Origin of the sequence: Krasilnikovia cinnamomea, from assembly GCF_004217545.1 — a bacterium.
GTDB classification, from domain to species: domain Bacteria; phylum Actinomycetota; class Actinomycetes; order Mycobacteriales; family Micromonosporaceae; genus Actinoplanes; species Actinoplanes cinnamomeus.
In genome coordinates this window covers 186,827-202,185 of record NZ_SHKY01000001.1, presented here as the reverse complement: position 1 = coordinate 202,185, position 15,359 = coordinate 186,827, and the positions used below count along the sequence as shown (strand labels likewise).

Below are 15,359 nucleotides of genomic sequence, written 5' to 3'. Positions count from 1 at the left end.
CCCCCCACGCTCGAGGAGCACTTCATGAGACGCCGGATCGCCCTACCCCTGTTGACCATCGGCGCGGTCGTCGCGTCGTTCTTCGTCGCGGTGGCACCCGCCGCCGCGCACGGCTACGTCTCGTCGCCGCCCAGCCGGCAGGCCAACTGCGCCAGCGGCGCCGTGACCAACTGCGGCGACATCATCTACGAACCCCAGAGCGTCGAGGCCCCCAAGGGCTCGATGCAGTGCAACGGCGGCGGCGCGCGGTTCGCCGTCCTCAACGACAACAGCAGGAACTGGCCCGCCGCCTCGGTCGGACAGAGCGTGACGTTCAACTGGGTGTTCACCGCCCGGCACGCCACCAGCAACTGGGAGTACTTCATCGGCAACACGTTGCTGGCCTCGTTCAGCGGCGGGGGAGCGCAGCCCGGTGCGACCGCCACGCACACGGTGAACATGAAGGGCTTCAGTGGGCGACAGACCGTGCTCGCGCGGTGGAACATCGCCGACACGGTCAACGCCTTCTACTCCTGCGTGGACCTCAACATCGGTGGCGGCAGCACCCCGCCGCCCACCACGCCCCCGCCGACGACGCCGACCACCTCGCCGACGACCCCGCCCACCACCACGCCGCCGGCCGGCGGCACGTGGGCCGCGGGCACGGCGTACGCGGTCGGGGCCGTCGTCACGTACGGCGGGGCGTCGTACCGGTGCCGCCAGGCGCACACCGCCCTGGCCGGCTGGGAACCGCCGAACGCCCCGGCGCTGTGGGAACGCATCTGATCCCACGCCGCGGCGGGGCGGGGCCACGGCCACGGGCGTGGACCCGCCCCGCCGGGCGACCGCCGCCGGGCTTGCGTGTCCTCGGCGCCATCATGCTGACCTTCCTCGTGCTCACGGGATGTCGCCCGGCCGCCCCGGCACCGGCCCCCGCGCCGACTGCCGGCAACGCCACCGACGTGATGTTTTTGCAGATGAGCCTCGCGTACGCGGATCAGGGTGATCAGGTCGCGGCGGTCGCCGAGCAGCGCGCCGAAGACCCGCGGGTGCGGGCCCTCGCCGCCCGGCTGCGCGCCGAGTGGCGTGCCGAGTCCGAGACCATGCGGCACTGGCTACTGCGCTGGCAGCAGCCGCTCACCGCGGACCCGGCCGAGGGTGCGCATGCCGGGCACGGTGACCCGCACTCGCTGCGGGCCGCCGACCTGGCGGAACTGCGCGGATCCCGGCCTGCCGACCTGGACCGGACCGCACTGACGCTGCTCATCGGCCATCTGCACAACTGCGTCGCGGTCAGCCGGATGGAGTCCGCGGGTGGCGGCTACCCGCCCGCCCGTGACCTCGCCGCGGCCATCACCCAGACCCGCCAGGAGGAGATCCGGCAGATGCTCCAGCTCGTGGCGTGACCCGATCGGGTGAACTTGAAGCTTCAAGAGCGCCCTACACTGGAGGGGTGAGCGCTGCCCCCGCCGACCCGCCACGCTGGCTCGACCACGCCGAACTCGGCTCCTGGCTGCCGGTCGGAGGCCTGCTGCTGCGCCTGCCCGCCGCGCTGGACACCCAGATGCAGCGCGACTCCGGCCTCAGCCACTTCGAGTACCTGGTGCTGGCCAGCCTCTCCGAGGCGCCCGGCCGGACCCGCCGGATGAGCGCCCTCGCCGCCCTCGCCAACGGCTCGCTGTCCCGGCTCTCGCACGTCGTCAAGCGCCTGGAGAGCCGGGGCTGGGTGACCCGGACGGCCTGCCCCGAGGACGGTCGGTACACCAACGCGGTGCTCACCGACGCGGGATGGGACAAGGTCGTGGCCAGCGCACCCGGGCACGTCGAGGCCGTCCGTACGCTGATCCTCGACGCCCTGAGCGACCGTGAGCTGGAGCAGCTCGGCGACATGGCCCGGCGCATCCTCGCCCGCCTCGACGCCGCGTCCGAGCCGTAACCCCCGCCGTGGAGCGCTAAATCGCTGCCGTCCGCGAAGCGGCGCCGTTAGCGTCGGCGGCATGCCCGAGCTGATCAGCCCCACCACCCGCCTGCATGACGCCTGGCTGGCCGCGCGCGACGAGTGGGGGCGCGGGGTGCACCAGGACGGCTCCGGCCTGCACGCCGAGGACGATGTCGATTCGCCGGCTGGCTTCGCCGCCTGGGTGGACCGGCTGCGCCGCTCCGCCGACCCGGCCGTGGAGCCCGAACCGGGTCGGGTGCACTGCACCTAGTGGTGGATCGTCGAGGACGACACCGAGCTGGGCCGGATCCGCCGGTACTGGATCACACTGTAGGCGGGCTCAGCCCACCAGGCGGCGCTCCCACACCCACGCGGCGATCTCCACCCGGTTCCGGGCACCCAACTTCGTCTGCACACTGCCCAGATGGGTCTTGACCGTCCCGACGGAGATGAACAGCTGCGTAGCGATCTCCGCATTGGTCAGACCACGCGCGGCCAGCTTCACCACGTCCAGCTCGCGCGGAGAAAGCCCGCCGTCGTCGCCGGTGGGCGCGGGCGGGCTCAGATGCTCCAGCAGCCGTACCGTGATCGACGGGCTGATCAGCGCGTCACCCGACACCGCCGCGCGCACCGCCTCCACGAGCAGCGCGGGGCCGGAGTCCTTGAGCAGGAAACCGCATGCCCCGTTGCGCAGCGCGGTGTGCACGTACTCATCGAGGTCGAAGGTCGTGACGACGACCACCTTGACCGGCTCCGCGACCCCCGGCCCGGCCAGCAGGCGCAGCGCCTCCAGGCCGTCCATCTTCGGCATCCGGATGTCGAACAGGGCGACGTCCGGCTTGAGACGGCGGGCCAGCGCGACGGCCTCGACCCCGTCGGCGGCCTCACCGACCACCTCCATGTCCGGCTGCGCTCCGATGATCATCCCGAAGCCCGTGCGGACCATGGCCTGGTCGTCGGCGATCAGTACGCGGATCACTGCGTCACCTCCTGAACCACCGGCAGGGCCGCGTCGACCACCCAGCCGCCGTCGATGCCCGGCCCGGCGGTGATGCGCCCGCCGACCGCGCGGACCCGTTCCGTCAGGCCCACGAGACCGTACCCCGGGCGCTCGCGGGGCGCGGTGGGCCGGGGGGCCGCGCCGTCGTTGGCCACCCGGACCAACAACCACTCCGGGGTACGCCGGATCCACACGTCCGCCACCCGCGCCCCCCGCGCGTGCTGGCGGATGTTCGTCAGCGCCTCCATCACCACCCGGTACGCCGAGGTCGACACCTCCACCGGCAGCCCCCCGATGTCCCCGTCCACGTGCAGCCGGGCCAGCGTGCCGCCGGAGGAGCTGAACTGCTCCAGCAGCGGGCCCAGCTCGTGCACCCCGGCCAGCGGCGCCAGCGGCGCGTCCGGGTGCGCGTCCGGGTCGCGCAGCACCCCGACCATGCGCCGCATCGACGCCATCGTCTCCGCGCCCGCCTGCTCGATCTGTTCCAGCGCCAGCAGCACCCGCTGCGGATCCTGCTCGGCGATGAACCGGGCCCCCTGCGCCTGGACCACGATGCCGGTCACGTGGTGGGCGATGAAGTCGTGCAGGTCCCGGGCGAACTCGGCGCGCTGCTCCGCCCGTACGGCGTCCATCGCCCGTTGCCGGGTCGACTCGATCGTGCGCAGGTACACCCCGCCGCCGATCGCCGCCGTCGACACCAGGGCCAGCATCAGCCCGGCGATGACGTACTCGGGGGTGAGCCCGCCGCGCACCGGCAGCAGACCCACCGCGACCACCGTGGTCACCACGGCGGCCACCGCCAGCTGCGCCTCGGCGCGGCGGCACACCACGTACAGCATGCCGAGCAGGCCCAGCGCCTCGGCGATGCCGAAGCTGCCGTCGGTCGGGCCGGTCAGCACGACCAGGACCGTCACGACCAGCGAAAACCCGGCCACCAGGAGTGCGACTTTCGGCAGACGTGTCGAGCCCTGCTGGTGCCGGGGCAGCCACACCACGGCGGTCGCCATGGCGGCCAGCACCTGCAGGAGGACCACGCCACCGGCGCCCGCCATGCCCGCCTGCAGATCGACCAGCCCGAGCAGCGCCATCAGGCCCAGCAGGGCGAGCTGGCCGAGGCGGAACAGCAGGTTCCGGTTTTGTTGCGTCAACATCGTGACCCAGCGTAGTGGGCGCCGAACGGACCCTTCATCGGCCGAAAGGCAGAGCCGGTGCCGTCTCAGGTCCCGGCTGCGGGCCGATGCGGGCGTTGATCGGCGTCGAACAGGATTCTGTCCAGCTTTCGACCCCGACCGAAGAGGACCCACGATGAGAACGCAGTTCCCGGCCGCCGCGCCGATGCCGGCGGACACCACCAACTCCGCGGTGGCGGCCGTCGACCTGGTCAAGGTCTACGGCAGCGGCGACACGGCCGTACGGGCGCTCGACGGCGTCACCGTGGGTTTCGCCCGGGCCGCGTTCACCGCCATCATGGGGCCGTCCGGCTCCGGCAAGTCCACCCTCATGCACTGCCTGGCCGGCCTGGACACCGCCACCTCCGGGCGCGCGCTGCTCGGCGGCACGGACCTGACCACCCAGCCCGACCGGGTGCTCACCAAGGTGCGCCGCGAGCGGATCGGCTTCGTCTTCCAGTCGTTCAACCTGCTGCCCCAGCTGACCGCCGAGCAGAACATCACCCTGCCGCTCGACCTGGCGGGGCGCCGCGCCGAGCGGGGCCTGCTGCAGCACCTGGTCGAGGTGCTCGGCATCGCCGGGCGCCTCAACCACCGGCCCAGCGAACTGTCCGGCGGGCAGCAGCAGCGGGTCGCGCTGGCCCGGGCCCTGGTGTCGCGGCCGGAGGTGGTCTTCGCCGACGAACCGACCGGCAACCTGGACTCCCGTTCGGGCGCCGAGGTGCTGGCGTTCCTGCGCAACTCGGTGCGCGAGCTCGGGCAGACCGTGGTGATGGTGACCCACGACCCGGCCGCCGCCGCGTACGCGGACCGGGTCGTGCTGCTGGCCGACGGCCGGGTGGCCGGGGAGATCGACCGCCCGGACCGCGCCAGCGTCGCCGAGGCCCTGCAGTCGCTGGGCAGCGCCCGATGAGCCCGGTGCTGCGTACCCAGCTCGGCGGGGCGGCCCGCCGGCCCGCCCGGCTGCTGCTGACCGGTCTGGCCATGCTGGTGGCGTCGTTCGTGGTGTATGCCACCGTCCTCGCCCAGCAGATCACCCTGCGCACCGCCCTGGACACCCTCAGCGGCACGCCGGAGGCCGTGGACCTGGTGGTCGACAGCCCCGACACGGAGAACGCCGTCCCGGTCACCACCACCCAGCTCGGCAAGATCAAGGCGGTGCCGGGGGTGGCCGAGGCGGTCGGCCGGGTCGAGACCGGCGGCGAGATCGGCGGCCAGTACCTCGGCGTGACCGGCGATCCGGGCACCGGCCCGCTGTCCGTCGTCCGCGTCACTCAGGGCCGCTACCCGGCCGCGCCGAACGAGATCGCGGTGACCCCGCGCACCGCCAGCCGGATGAGTCTGCCCGTCGGCACCCGGCTCGGGCTGAAAGTCTTCGGCGGCGACGACAAGGACAGGACCGTCCAGCTCCAGGTCGTCGGCATCGTCGCGCCCGCCGACGACTACGGCTCTGTCGCGTACGCGCCGCAGAGCAGCGTCACCGCCCTGACCGGCGGCGACACCCTCCAGCAGATCGACGTACGGCTGGACGCGGGCGCCGACGCCGACGCCGTCCGGACCGCCATCGCCGCGACCGGCGGCAAGCAGGCCCCCGAGGTCCGCAACGGCGCCGACGTGCGCCTCGAGGAGGCGAACCGGGCCGCCGCCGACCTGAACGCGCTGTTCGCGGTCGTGGGCATGTTCATCGCCATCGCGGTGGTCGCCGCCGGACTCGTCGCCGCGTCGACCTTCCGGATCGTGTTCGCCCAGCGGATGCGCCAGCTCGCACTGCTGCGCGCCGTCGGTGCCGGGCGAGGTGCCATCGTGCGGGCGCTGGCCGCCGAGGGGGTGCTGACCGGCCTGGCCGCGGGCGTCGCCGGGGTGCTCGGGGCACTGGCCGTGGGCTCCGCCGTGCCGCCCATCCTGCGGCTGTTCGACATCACCGTGGCCGGTCCCGGCGTGCCCGTGCTGCCCGCGCTCGGCGTGGTGGCCCTGGCCGTGGTCGTCACGCTGCTGGCGGTCATCGCGCCGGCGGCCTCGGCGTCGCGGGTGGCGCCCCTGGAGGCGCTGCGGGCGGCGGCCACCACCGCGGGCAAGCACGGCATCGGCAAGCTGCGCTGGGTGTTCGGCCTGCTGCTGGGCACCGGGGCCGCCCTGTCCGCCGGGTACGTCGCGACCAACCTGCCCGGCCGCGACACCAAGGACTACCAGCCCGACCTGATGCTGCTGGCCATCGTCTTCTCCGGCGCCCTGGCGTACTTCGCGCTGATCGCGCTCGGCCCGGTGCTGATGCGCCCGGTGCTGGCCGTCGTCGGCCTGCCGCTGCGCCGCCTCGGCCCGGTCGGCCGGCTCGCCGTGGGCGGGGTCGGCGGCGCCACCCGCCGCGCCGCCGCGGTCGCCGTGGTGGTGGCGCTCGGGGTCACGCTCATCGCCGGGGTGGTGGTCAGCGGGGCGTCGCTGCGGGTGCTGGCCGACCGGGAACTCGCCTCCTCCGCGCCGGCCGACTTCGAGCTGACCGCGGGCGAGGGTTCGGCGCTGCCCGCCGACCTGGTCACCCGGGCTGCCGGCAGCTCGCAGCTGCGGCATGTCACCACGTACCGGCGGCTCAACGAGGTGCAGGTCGGAGCGGCGCCGTCACTCTTCGACGCCAACGACCTCGATCCCGCGGCCCTGCCCGAACTCAGCAAGATCGACGTCGCCGAGGGGTCCCTGGCCGACCTGCGTCCCGGCACCGTCGCCCTGTCGGGCTGGGCGAACGAGGGCGCCGGGGTGAAACTCGGTGACCGCGTCGAGGTGAGCACCGGCAAGGGCAAGCACAGGCTGACCCTGACCGTGGCGGCGATCCTGCCCGACTCCGCCCCGCTGGGCTCCAGCGTGCTGCTGCACCGCAGCGACCTGGACAAGCTCGGCGCTCCCGCCCTCGCCTCCGGCCTGCTCGCCGACGCGGCCCAGCCCGGCGAGGACGGCCGTACGGCCGCGCAGCAGGCGCTGCGCCAGGTCATGGAGAACCGGTCGGGGCTCGGCCTGAACGTGCTCGCCGACCAGCGCGACGAGGCCAACGAGGCGATCGACGCGGTGCTGGCGATCGCGCTGGGACTGATCGGGCTGACCGTACTCATCGCGGTCGTCGGGGTCGGCACCACCGTCGCGCTGTCCGTGGTCGAGCGGGCCCGCGAGTCGGGGCTGCTGCGCGCCGTCGGGCTGACCCGTGGCGGCCTGCGCGCCATGCTCACCACCGAATCGGGCCTGTACGGCGTCATCGGCGCGGTGCTCGGCCTGCTGCTCGGCGTGCCGTACGCATGGCTGGCGGTCAAGGCCCTCGGCGTGAACGCGCCGCTGCGCCTGCCGGTGCTCCAGCTGCTGGCCGTGTTCGGCGCGCTGGTGGCGTTCACCGCGCTGGCCGGGGTGCTGCCCGCCCGCCGGGCGGCCCGGGTGAGCCCGGTCGTGGCGCTGGGCACCGAGTAACGCTGCGGGGCCACGCCGGGCCGGTTCGGCCGGCGTGGCCTTGCGGTCGCTGAGACGTCAAGCGGCTGGATCTAGCGGGATCCGGCAACCCGGTAGTGCGCGGCGGCCGTGGCCGCCATGCTCGCTGCATGACGATGGCTGACTGGCCGCTGTTCGGGATCCGGCTCGCCTGCCGGACGGTCACCCTGCGGCCGGTCCGCGAGGACGATTTGCCACAGCTCGCGGGCGCGCTGCCCGGCGACGTCGGACACGACCCCCGGCTGGAGCTGTTCGACGAGCAGTCGGCGGCGCAGAACGAGCGCCGGCTGTTCTGCCAGGGGTACTGGCGCGCGCTGGGCACCTGGTCACCGTCGTCGTGGGTGCTGCACCTGGCGGTCCGGCACGCGGGGGAGCTGGTGGGGGTGCAGACCGTCGAGGGCGACAACTTCGCGGTGCTGCGTACGGTCGACACCGCCTCCTGGCTGGTGCCCCCGGCGCGCGGGCGCGGGCTGGGAGTGGCGATGCGGATGGCCGCGCTCGGGCTCGCGTTCGACCATCTCGGTGCGCTCGCCGCGGTGAGCTCCGCGGTGGTGACCAACGCCGCCTCGCTCGGGGTGTCCCGGCGGCTCGGCTACGCCGACAACGGGCTGGGGTTCGTGGCCGAGACGACCGGCCGCGCCGAACTGCGGCATGTACGGCTGACCGCCGAGGCGTGGCAGGCCACGGGGTACGGCCGCGAGGTGACCGTGTCGGGCGTCGACGCGTGCCGCCGGTGGTTCGGGGTGTGAGCCTGGCAATATCATCCGTTCGGCCCCAATCGATCTGGCCGAACGGTGGAGGTTCCCGAGGTCCCGGACGTTCGTCGACTGTGGAGGGACCGGGAGCGGCCCGCGCGGCCCCCACCCGAACCGGTAGCCTCACGGCCGATCCGGACGCGCCCGCGACCGGCAGGTACGGGGGTGAGCGTGAACCGGCGCCAGGTCATCGGTGTGCTCGTATCCACCGCAGTCGTCGCCGTGGGTACGGCGGCGATCGCGCTGAACCGGCCCGGGGCGTCACCCCACCAGGCCGCCGCCGCGGACCCGGTAGCCGCACGTCCCGCCGCCGACCCCGCCGAGCCGGCCGCTCCCAAGGGGCCGCCGCTCAAGGTGGCCCGGCAGAGCCTCGACATCGCCCCGGCCGACCGCCGGGCCCACACCCTGAAGGTGTCCGAGCGCCGCACGGACAGGTTCAGCCTGCTCGGTATCACCTGGACCGATCCCGCTGCCCGGGTGGCCGGCACCGTCCAGGTCCGGACCCGCGCGGTCGCCACCGGCGCGTGGTCGCCGTGGCGCACCCTGGACTCCGACGACAGCCTCGGGCCGGACACCGCCGCCGAGCGCGGCGGCCACCCCCGCGGTGGCACCGAGCCGCTGTGGGTCGGCCCGGCCGACGGCGTGGCCGCCCGGGTGGTGGACGCCGCCGGTGGGGTCACCCGCGCGTTGCCCGCCGGGCTGCGCCTCGAACTGCTCGACTCCACCGCGAACGCCCGGGGGGCCAGCGGTGGCCAGGGCGGCGGCGAGGAGGCGGCCGACCCGAGCTCACCGGCGCCCCAGCCGTCCGCGTCCGAGGAGACCAGCGCGCCACCACCACCGGCCGCGCCCGCGAGCACCCCGCCCGCACCCGCCGTGACCACGACCGCCCCGACCAAGGCGGCGACCACGCCCGCCGCGCCGCGCAAGGCGGCCCGGGCGACGCTGCCGGGCGGCCTGCCACCGTACGTCAGCCGGGCCGGATGGCAGGCGGACGAGGGCCTGGTCAAGAACGCGCCCGACTACGCCGGCAACGTCGGCGTGCTCTTCGTGCACCACACCGCCGGGACCAACGACTACCAGTGCGCCGACTCACCGTCGATCGTCCGGGGCATCCTCGCGTACCACGTGCAGAGCCGGCGCTGGAACGACATCGGCTACAACTTCCTGACGGACAAGTGCGGCACCCTGTTCGAGGGCCGCAAGGGCGGGGTGGACAAGCCGGTCATCGGCGCACACACGTACGGGTTCAACACCGGCTCGGCCGCCATCGCGGTGCTGGGCACGTACATCAAGGACCGGGCGCCCGCCACGACCCAGACGACGATCGCGCAGCTGGCGGCGTACAAGCTCGGCATGTACGGCTTCGCGCCCACCAGCAGCACGAAGATGACCGAGGGCGTCTCCGACGGCAAGTTCCCCAAGGGCACCGTGGTCACGTTCGCGCGGATCTCCGGGCACCGCGACGGCGTCGCGACCGAGTGCCCCGGCGACGCGCTGTACGCCCAGCTCGCCGACATCCGGGCCGAGGCCGACGCGGGGATCTACGGCCTCACCGCCAAGCCGGGCGGCGGCGCCGGGGTCTCCGGCGGGACCTACTACACCCGGGGCCCGGTCACCATGACGTGGGCGATCGCCAACCCGTCCACTGTGCTCACCCGCTTCGAGTTGCTGGTCGACGGGTCGGTCGTGGGCACCGCGGGCCCCGCCGACCGGTCCGCCACCGTTCAGGTGCCGGGCGGCGCCCACAAGTTGCAGGTCCGGGCCGTGCGCGACAACGGCGCCACGGGCACCTCCACGGCCTCGACGGTCGTGGGGGACACCACCGCCCCCACCTTCCCCGGCGCCCCGGCGGTGGTGCTGCGCGGCGGCACCGTCTCGGCCAAGTCCGTGCCGGTGACCCTCACCTTCCGGGCCGCCGACAACGCCAAGCTGGCGTCGGTGGCGGTCACCGCGCCGGCCGCGCGGACCTTCGGCCCGACGACCACCTCGTGGGCCACCGCGGTCAAGCCGGGCGGCACCTACTGGAAACTCGCGGCGAAGGACGTGGCGGGCAACACCGGCGCCGCGACGGTCGGCCGGACCGTGGTGCTGCTGCCGGAGACCAAGGCCAAGCGGGGCGGAAAGTGGCGTACCGCCTCGAAGAGCGCCCACCTGGGCGGCAAGGCGCTGACCACCGGCACCCGCAACGCGAAGCTGACCTGGACCTTCACCGGCAGTTCGGCGGCTCTGCTGTTCGCCCGCAGCACCAAGTCCGGCAAGGTCGACGTCTACCTGGACGGCCGGAAGGTGGGCACCCTCGACCTCAAGGCCGGCAAGAACAGCTACCGGCAGGCGTTGTGGACCCGCACCTTCGCCAAGGGCCGGCACACCGTCGCCATCGTCGTCCGCGGCACGGGCGGCCGCCCGACCGTCACCTCCGACGGCCTCGTCTACCTGCGCTAGGCCAGCCGGGCAGCGCACCGCGGACCGCCTGGTCAGTGGTAGTGCGCCCGCCGAGGTCACGGTTTCGTGCCACGGCCGGCCGGAGGATCCTGCGCCACACAGTCCTGTGCTTCTATGTCGGGACACATCTGTTCGGGGAGGAAGATTTGCAACAGCGAGTTTCCGTGCGCCTGGTCACCGCCGCTCTGGCGGCGGGCCTCGGCGGCGGTCTCGGCGCCGTCGCGCTGACACCCGGCGCGGCCGTTGCGGCGGGCCCGGTGGCCGCTGCCGCACCGGCGGCCGTGGTGGTTCGCCAGGCCGCGGCGGCCTCGTGTTCGACGGGCAAGTACCAGCGCCAGGTCGAGGGCTACCTTAAGAAGATCGGCGGATTCGGCGCGGTCACCGTCGACGGCAAGCAGTCGGCCGCGGACTGCGCGGCAATCAAGAAGTTCCAGCGGCGCTTCGGCATCCAGCCGGCCGCCGGCCTCGCCGGCCCGACCACGCGCGGGGTGGCCAAGCGGATCGCCGCCACCAACACCAAGGCGTGCAAGGCCAGCAAGAGCCGGACCACGGTCTGCGTCGACCTGTCCCATCAGACCATCTGGGTGATGAAGAACGGCAAGGTGTACACCAAGCCGAGCGTCACCCGCACCGGCATGAAGGGCTACCGCACCCCCACCGGCACCTACCGCATCTGGCAGCGGGCGTCGAAGGAGTACTCCGAGAAGTACAAGGTGTGGATGCCGTACTGGCAGCGTTTCGTGGGTGGCATCGGCCTGCACCAGACCACCACCTACCTGCACGACGCGTGGCGCGGCTCGCACGGCTGCGTCAACATGCTGCCGTCGGACGCCAAGAAGTTCTACGGCATGCTCAAGTCCGGCACCACGGTCAAGGTGTTCGGGCGCCGTCCCGGCACCTGATCCGCCGTACCGTGAGCGCGGCCCACCGGCGACGCCGGTGGGCCGCGTGTCGTTTCCGTGCTCTCACAGGCGGCCAGGTCCGGATCGCGGCGGCGTTCGATCCGGTGCGCCGCGTCGGCAACCCGCCCTGTCGGCGGCGCGACAGCGCCCGAAACCAGGCATCGTGTATCAGGCCTGGGCAAGCCGGGCGGAGGTCGTACACGGATCGGTCGACGCTGATCCACCGGCATAGCATGGCCCCGTGCCTGCCGCCCAGCGCCGACCTGCCGACCCGCGCGGTCTTGATCTCCCGCGCCGACCCGCATCCGAGGACCGCCCCGCGTCGACGGGTCGCCCTGCTTCCGGGGGCCCTGCCGTCAAGCGCCGCCTCGATTCCGGGCGACGAGCTGTTCCTGGGCGCCGGCCAGTCGTGCTGTTCGCGGCGGCCGTCCTGCTCGCCTGCCTGACCGCCGCCTCGTGCGGCGACAAGGCGACCGGCGTCACGCTCGGCACCGCCGCCCAGGGCACGGTCGCCGAGATCGTCGAGGCGCCCGGTTCGGTGACCGCGCGGGCCGCCGCCACCGTCAACGCCCCGGCCGACGGCACCCTCGCCGAGCTGCGCGTCGACGCGGGCCACCGGGTCCGCAAGGGGCAGGTCGTGGCCGTCATCGACTCGCCCGCCACGCAGCGGCGGCTGCGCGACGCGCGGCGGGCACTCGAGCGGTCCTCCGGCGGCACCGGCGTGCCGGCCGGCGGCAGCTCGGGCGTCGCGGCGGCGCAGCGCCGTACCGACGCGTCCGCCGCGGACGCGTTCGCCGCCGCCCGGGACGCGGCCCGCCAGGTCAGCGACCCGCAGTTGCGTGCGGCGCTGCTGGCCCAGCTCGACGCCGCCCGCCGCCAGTACGCCGCGGTGTCGCAGACCGCCTCGGCCGCCGTGCGTTCCGTGCAGCGTGGCGTGGCGAGCCTCGGCCAAGCCGTCGGCGCACTCGGCGCCGCCCAGCGGATGCAGGCCCAACAGGCGTACGAGCTGGCCGACGCCGCCGTCGACGCGCTGACCCTGCGGGCCCCGGTCTCCGGGGTGGTGCAGCTCGGCGGTACCCCGTCCGGCGGCGCGACCTCCCTGAACGACCTGCTGTCCGCCGGCGCGGGCACCGCCGCCGGAGCCGGGGCGGGCGCCGCGACGGGTGCCGCCGGTCCGGCCCTGCCGGGGGTCGACGCGGCCGTGCCCGAAGGTGCCGCCGTCAGCGCCGGTACCCCGATCCTCACGGTGGTCGACGTGGACCGGCTCGGCCTCGCCGCGGACGTCGACGAGACCGACGTGTTGCTCGTGCGGCCCGGCGTCCGCGCCGACGTCGAACTGGACGCCGCCACCGGTGCCACCTACCGGGCCACGGTACGGGCGGTCGACCTGCTGCCCACCACCTCCTCGCGCGGCGGCGTCTCGTACCGGGCCAGGCTGGAGCTCGGCGCGGGCCGCTACCCCGACGGCCGACCCGCCCCGACCCCGCGGCCCGGGATGAGCGCGGTCCTCCGCCTGCGGGTCCGGCAGGCCACCGACGCCGTGACCGTGCCCGCCGCCGCGATCGTCACCGCCGACGGGCGCGACACCGTCTGGGCGGTCCGGTCCGGCCGCGCCGAGCGGGTGCCGGTCACCCTCGGCGTCCAGGGCGAGGACGTGGTGCAGGTCGTCTCCGGGGTACGGACCGGCGAACGGATCGTGATCGGCGGCGCCGACCAGGTCCGGCCCGGCCAGGAGCTGCCCCGGTGACCACACCCGCGATCGTGGCCACCGGCATCACCCGCACGTACGAGCTGGACGGGGTGTCCGTGCCGGCGCTGCGCGGGGTCTCGCTGACCGTCGAGCCGGGCGACTACGTGGCGATCGTCGGCACCTCGGGCTCGGGCAAGTCCACCCTCATGCACCTGCTCGGCGCCCTGGACCGGCCGACCAGCGGCCAACTGCTCATCGGTGGCCGGGACGTGGCCACGCTCTCGGCGGGCGAGATGGCCCGGCTGCGCAACGAGACCATCGGCTTCGTGTTCCAGTCGTTCCACCTGCTGGCCCGTACCACCGCGCGGGACAACGTGGCGCTGCCGCTGGTGTACCGCGGGATCGGGCGCCGCGAGCGGCACCGCCGCGCCGCGGCCCTGCTCGACCGGGTCGGCCTGGGACACCGCGTCGGGCACCGCCCCAACCAGATGTCCGGTGGCGAGCAGCAGCGGGTCGCCATCGCCCGCGCCCTGGTCACCGAGCCGTCGGTGCTGCTGGCCGACGAGCCCACCGGCAACCTCGACTCGGCGACCGGCCGGTCGGTGCTGGCGCTGCTGGAGTCGCTCAACGCGGACGGCGTCGCCGTGGTCCTGGTCACCCACGACCGCGACGTCGCGGCCCGGGCCCGCCGCCAGATCGTCATGCGCGACGGCCTCATCGTCGAGGCTCCACCGCCCACCCCGCCCTCGGGCGAGGCTCCGGACGTACCTCACGGCCTCGCGCCCGACGGCCGCATCGTGGACGGTCGCGTGGCGGACGGTGGTGCGGCGTGAGGGTGGCCGAGGCGTGGCGGGTCGCCCTGGACGCGCTGCGCGCCAACCGGTTGAGAAGTGTGCTCACCATGCTCGGCGTGGTCATCGGAGTGGCCGCCGTGGTGGCGCTGGTCGCGATCGGCACCGGCACCAAGCAGCTGATCGAACGCCAGGTCGAGGGGCTCGGCTCCAACCTGCTCATCGTCGTGCCGGGCCGGCTCGCCGCCGGTGCCGCCCCCACGGTCTCCACCCTCACCCTGGACGACGTCGACGCGGTCACCCGGGTCGTCGGCGACCGGTCCCGGGTGGCGGTCACCGTCCAATCCGGCCAGACCGTCCGCGCCGGCAGCAGGTCCGCCTTCGCCAGCATGCAGGGCGTCCTGGAGAGCACCCCGGACGTCTTCGTCCGGCGGCTGGACCGCGGTACGTACCTGACCCAGGCGGACGTCAGCACCGGCCGCCGGGTGGCGGTGCTGGGCGCCGGCACCGCCCGTACGCTGTTCGGCGACCGGGACCCGATCGGCCGGCAGATCACCCTGGGCGGCGTGCGGTTCCGGGTCGTCGGCACGTTCGCGCCGCTCGGGCAGAGCCTCGGCGTGGACCGCGACGGCGAGGTGCACATCCCCGTCACGGCCGCGCAGCGGCTACTGGGCACCGACCGCATCGACGCGCTGGCCATCCGGGCACCCGACCGGGACCGCATCGACGCGCTCGGCGACGCGGTCGTGGCGGCGCTGGTCAAACGGCATCCCGACACCGACTTCAGCGCGGTCACGCAGCAGCAGATCCTCGGCGTGCTCGGCGACATCCTGGGCGTACTCACCGGGGTGCTGGCCGCCATCGCGGGCATCAGCCTGCTCGTCGGCGGGGTGGGGGTTTCGAACATCATGCTGGTCAGCGTGCGGGAGCGGACCCGGGAGATCGGGTTGCGCAAGGCCGTCGGCGCCCGGCCGCGCGACATCGGCGTGCAGTTCCTGCTGGAGGCGGTGCTGCTCACCACGATCGGCGGGGTGGTGGGGATGGCCCTGGGTGTGGGGGTCGCGCTGCTGGTGGATCGACTCTCCCCGGTGCCGGCCGCGATCACCTGGTGGTCGTTGACCCTCGCGTTCGGAGTGTCCGCCGCCGTCGGGATCGTCTTCGGGGTGGTCCCGGCGCAACGTGCCGGCCGGCTGGACCCGGTGGTCGCGCTGCGGACCGAGTGAGCCGGGC

14 protein-coding genes are annotated in these 15,359 nt (G+C 74.2%); 12 read left to right on the top strand and 2 right to left on the bottom strand.

All coding sequences use genetic code 11. The features are described 5' to 3' along the window. Positions 1 to 24: 24 nt before the first annotated feature. The 4 genes from EV385_RS00810 to EV385_RS00795 all read left to right on the top strand — a co-directional run bounded on the left by EV385_RS00810 (position 25) and on the right by EV385_RS00795 (position 2,189). Entirely contained in the window at positions 25 to 765 is a 741-nt protein-coding gene (locus EV385_RS00810) for a lytic polysaccharide monooxygenase (RefSeq protein ID WP_130507693.1), read from the top strand. Positions 766 to 857: 92 nt separating this feature from the next. Then, the gene (locus EV385_RS00805; RefSeq protein WP_130507692.1) at positions 858 to 1,385 is read left to right on the top strand and encodes a DUF305 domain-containing protein; all 528 of its coding nucleotides are present in this window, start codon (positions 858 to 860) and stop codon (positions 1,383 to 1,385) included. A 47-nt stretch (positions 1,386 to 1,432) separates the two neighbouring features. Further along, the gene (locus tag EV385_RS00800; RefSeq protein ID WP_130507691.1) at positions 1,433 to 1,915 is read left to right on the top strand and encodes a MarR family winged helix-turn-helix transcriptional regulator; all 483 of its coding nucleotides are present in this window, start codon (positions 1,433 to 1,435) and stop codon (positions 1,913 to 1,915) included. A gap of 61 nt (positions 1,916 to 1,976) precedes the next feature. Continuing rightward, positions 1,977 to 2,189 (top strand): hypothetical protein, encoded by a 213-nt coding sequence (locus EV385_RS00795; protein ID WP_242624626.1) that lies wholly within the window; start codon positions 1,977 to 1,979, stop codon positions 2,187 to 2,189. A 69-nt stretch (positions 2,190 to 2,258) separates the two neighbouring features. Here EV385_RS00795 and EV385_RS00790 read toward each other — a convergent pair whose 3' ends face one another. Continuing rightward, positions 2,259 to 2,897, bottom strand: a complete 639-nt coding sequence (locus EV385_RS00790; protein ID WP_130507690.1) for a response regulator — start codon at positions 2,895 to 2,897, stop codon at positions 2,259 to 2,261. After that, positions 2,894 to 4,069 carry a sensor histidine kinase gene (locus EV385_RS00785; RefSeq protein WP_130507689.1) on the bottom strand — a complete coding sequence of 392 codons (1,176 nt, stop codon included), beginning with the start codon at positions 4,067 to 4,069 and terminating at the stop codon, positions 2,894 to 2,896. The genes EV385_RS00790 and EV385_RS00785 overlap by 4 nt, the downstream gene beginning before the upstream one ends. A 154-nt stretch (positions 4,070 to 4,223) precedes the next feature. On the opposite strand from EV385_RS00785, the gene EV385_RS00780 reads away from it, so the two are divergent. The 8 genes from EV385_RS00780 to EV385_RS00745 all read left to right on the top strand — a co-directional run bounded on the left by EV385_RS00780 (position 4,224) and on the right by EV385_RS00745 (position 15,352). Beyond that, positions 4,224 to 5,000: an ABC transporter ATP-binding protein gene (locus EV385_RS00780; RefSeq protein ID WP_130507688.1), complete on the top strand. Its 777-nt coding sequence runs from the start codon at positions 4,224 to 4,226 to the stop codon at positions 4,998 to 5,000. Continuing rightward, positions 4,997 to 7,531 carry an FtsX-like permease family protein gene (locus EV385_RS00775; protein WP_130507687.1) on the top strand — a complete coding sequence of 845 codons (2,535 nt, stop codon included), beginning with the start codon at positions 4,997 to 4,999 and terminating at the stop codon, positions 7,529 to 7,531. The genes EV385_RS00780 and EV385_RS00775 overlap by 4 nt, the downstream gene beginning before the upstream one ends. A gap of 128 nt (positions 7,532 to 7,659) precedes the next feature. Further along, on the top strand, positions 7,660 to 8,298 hold the full coding sequence (locus tag EV385_RS00770; RefSeq protein ID WP_130507686.1) for a GNAT family N-acetyltransferase: 639 nt from the start codon (positions 7,660 to 7,662) through the stop codon (positions 8,296 to 8,298). A 171-nt stretch (positions 8,299 to 8,469) separates the two neighbouring features. Beyond that, a complete protein-coding gene (locus tag EV385_RS00765; RefSeq protein WP_130507685.1) occupies positions 8,470 to 10,746 on the top strand; it encodes an N-acetylmuramoyl-L-alanine amidase in 2,277 nt (758 codons plus the stop codon). Positions 10,747 to 10,910: 164 nt separating this feature from the next. Continuing rightward, positions 10,911 to 11,648 carry a L,D-transpeptidase family protein gene (locus tag EV385_RS00760; RefSeq protein ID WP_242624625.1) on the top strand — a complete coding sequence of 246 codons (738 nt, stop codon included), beginning with the start codon at positions 10,911 to 10,913 and terminating at the stop codon, positions 11,646 to 11,648. A 409-nt stretch (positions 11,649 to 12,057) separates the two neighbouring features. Further along, complete coding sequence (locus tag EV385_RS00755) at positions 12,058 to 13,395, top strand: efflux RND transporter periplasmic adaptor subunit (protein ID WP_130507684.1); 1,338 nt, start codon at positions 12,058 to 12,060, stop codon at positions 13,393 to 13,395. After that, complete coding sequence (locus EV385_RS00750) at positions 13,392 to 14,171, top strand: ABC transporter ATP-binding protein (RefSeq protein WP_130507683.1); 780 nt, start codon at positions 13,392 to 13,394, stop codon at positions 14,169 to 14,171. The genes EV385_RS00755 and EV385_RS00750 overlap by 4 nt, the downstream gene beginning before the upstream one ends. Then, complete coding sequence (locus EV385_RS00745; RefSeq protein WP_130507682.1) at positions 14,168 to 15,352, top strand: ABC transporter permease; 1,185 nt, start codon at positions 14,168 to 14,170, stop codon at positions 15,350 to 15,352. Before EV385_RS00750 ends, EV385_RS00745 begins: the two co-directional genes overlap by 4 nt. Positions 15,353 to 15,359 lie beyond the last annotated feature (7 nt).

What these genes read in the sequence shown, in the direction of transcription:
- EV385_RS00810 (WP_130507693.1), top strand. Translation starts at nt 25, where the DNA reads ATGAGACGCCGGATCGCCCTACCCCTGTTGACCATCGGCGCGGTCGTC.
- EV385_RS00805 (WP_130507692.1), top strand. Translation starts at nt 858, where the DNA reads ATGCTGACCTTCCTCGTGCTCACGGGATGTCGCCCGGCCGCCCCGGCA.
- EV385_RS00795 (WP_242624626.1), top strand. Translation starts at nt 1,977, where the DNA reads ATGCCCGAGCTGATCAGCCCCACCACCCGCCTGCATGACGCCTGGCTG.
- EV385_RS00785 (WP_130507689.1), bottom strand. Translation starts at nt 4,069, where the DNA reads ATGTTGACGCAACAAAACCGGAACCTGCTGTTCCGCCTCGGCCAGCTC.
- EV385_RS00780 (WP_130507688.1), top strand. Translation starts at nt 4,224, where the DNA reads ATGAGAACGCAGTTCCCGGCCGCCGCGCCGATGCCGGCGGACACCACC.
- EV385_RS00775 (WP_130507687.1), top strand. Translation starts at nt 4,997, where the DNA reads ATGAGCCCGGTGCTGCGTACCCAGCTCGGCGGGGCGGCCCGCCGGCCC.
- EV385_RS00770 (WP_130507686.1), top strand. Translation starts at nt 7,660, where the DNA reads ATGACGATGGCTGACTGGCCGCTGTTCGGGATCCGGCTCGCCTGCCGG.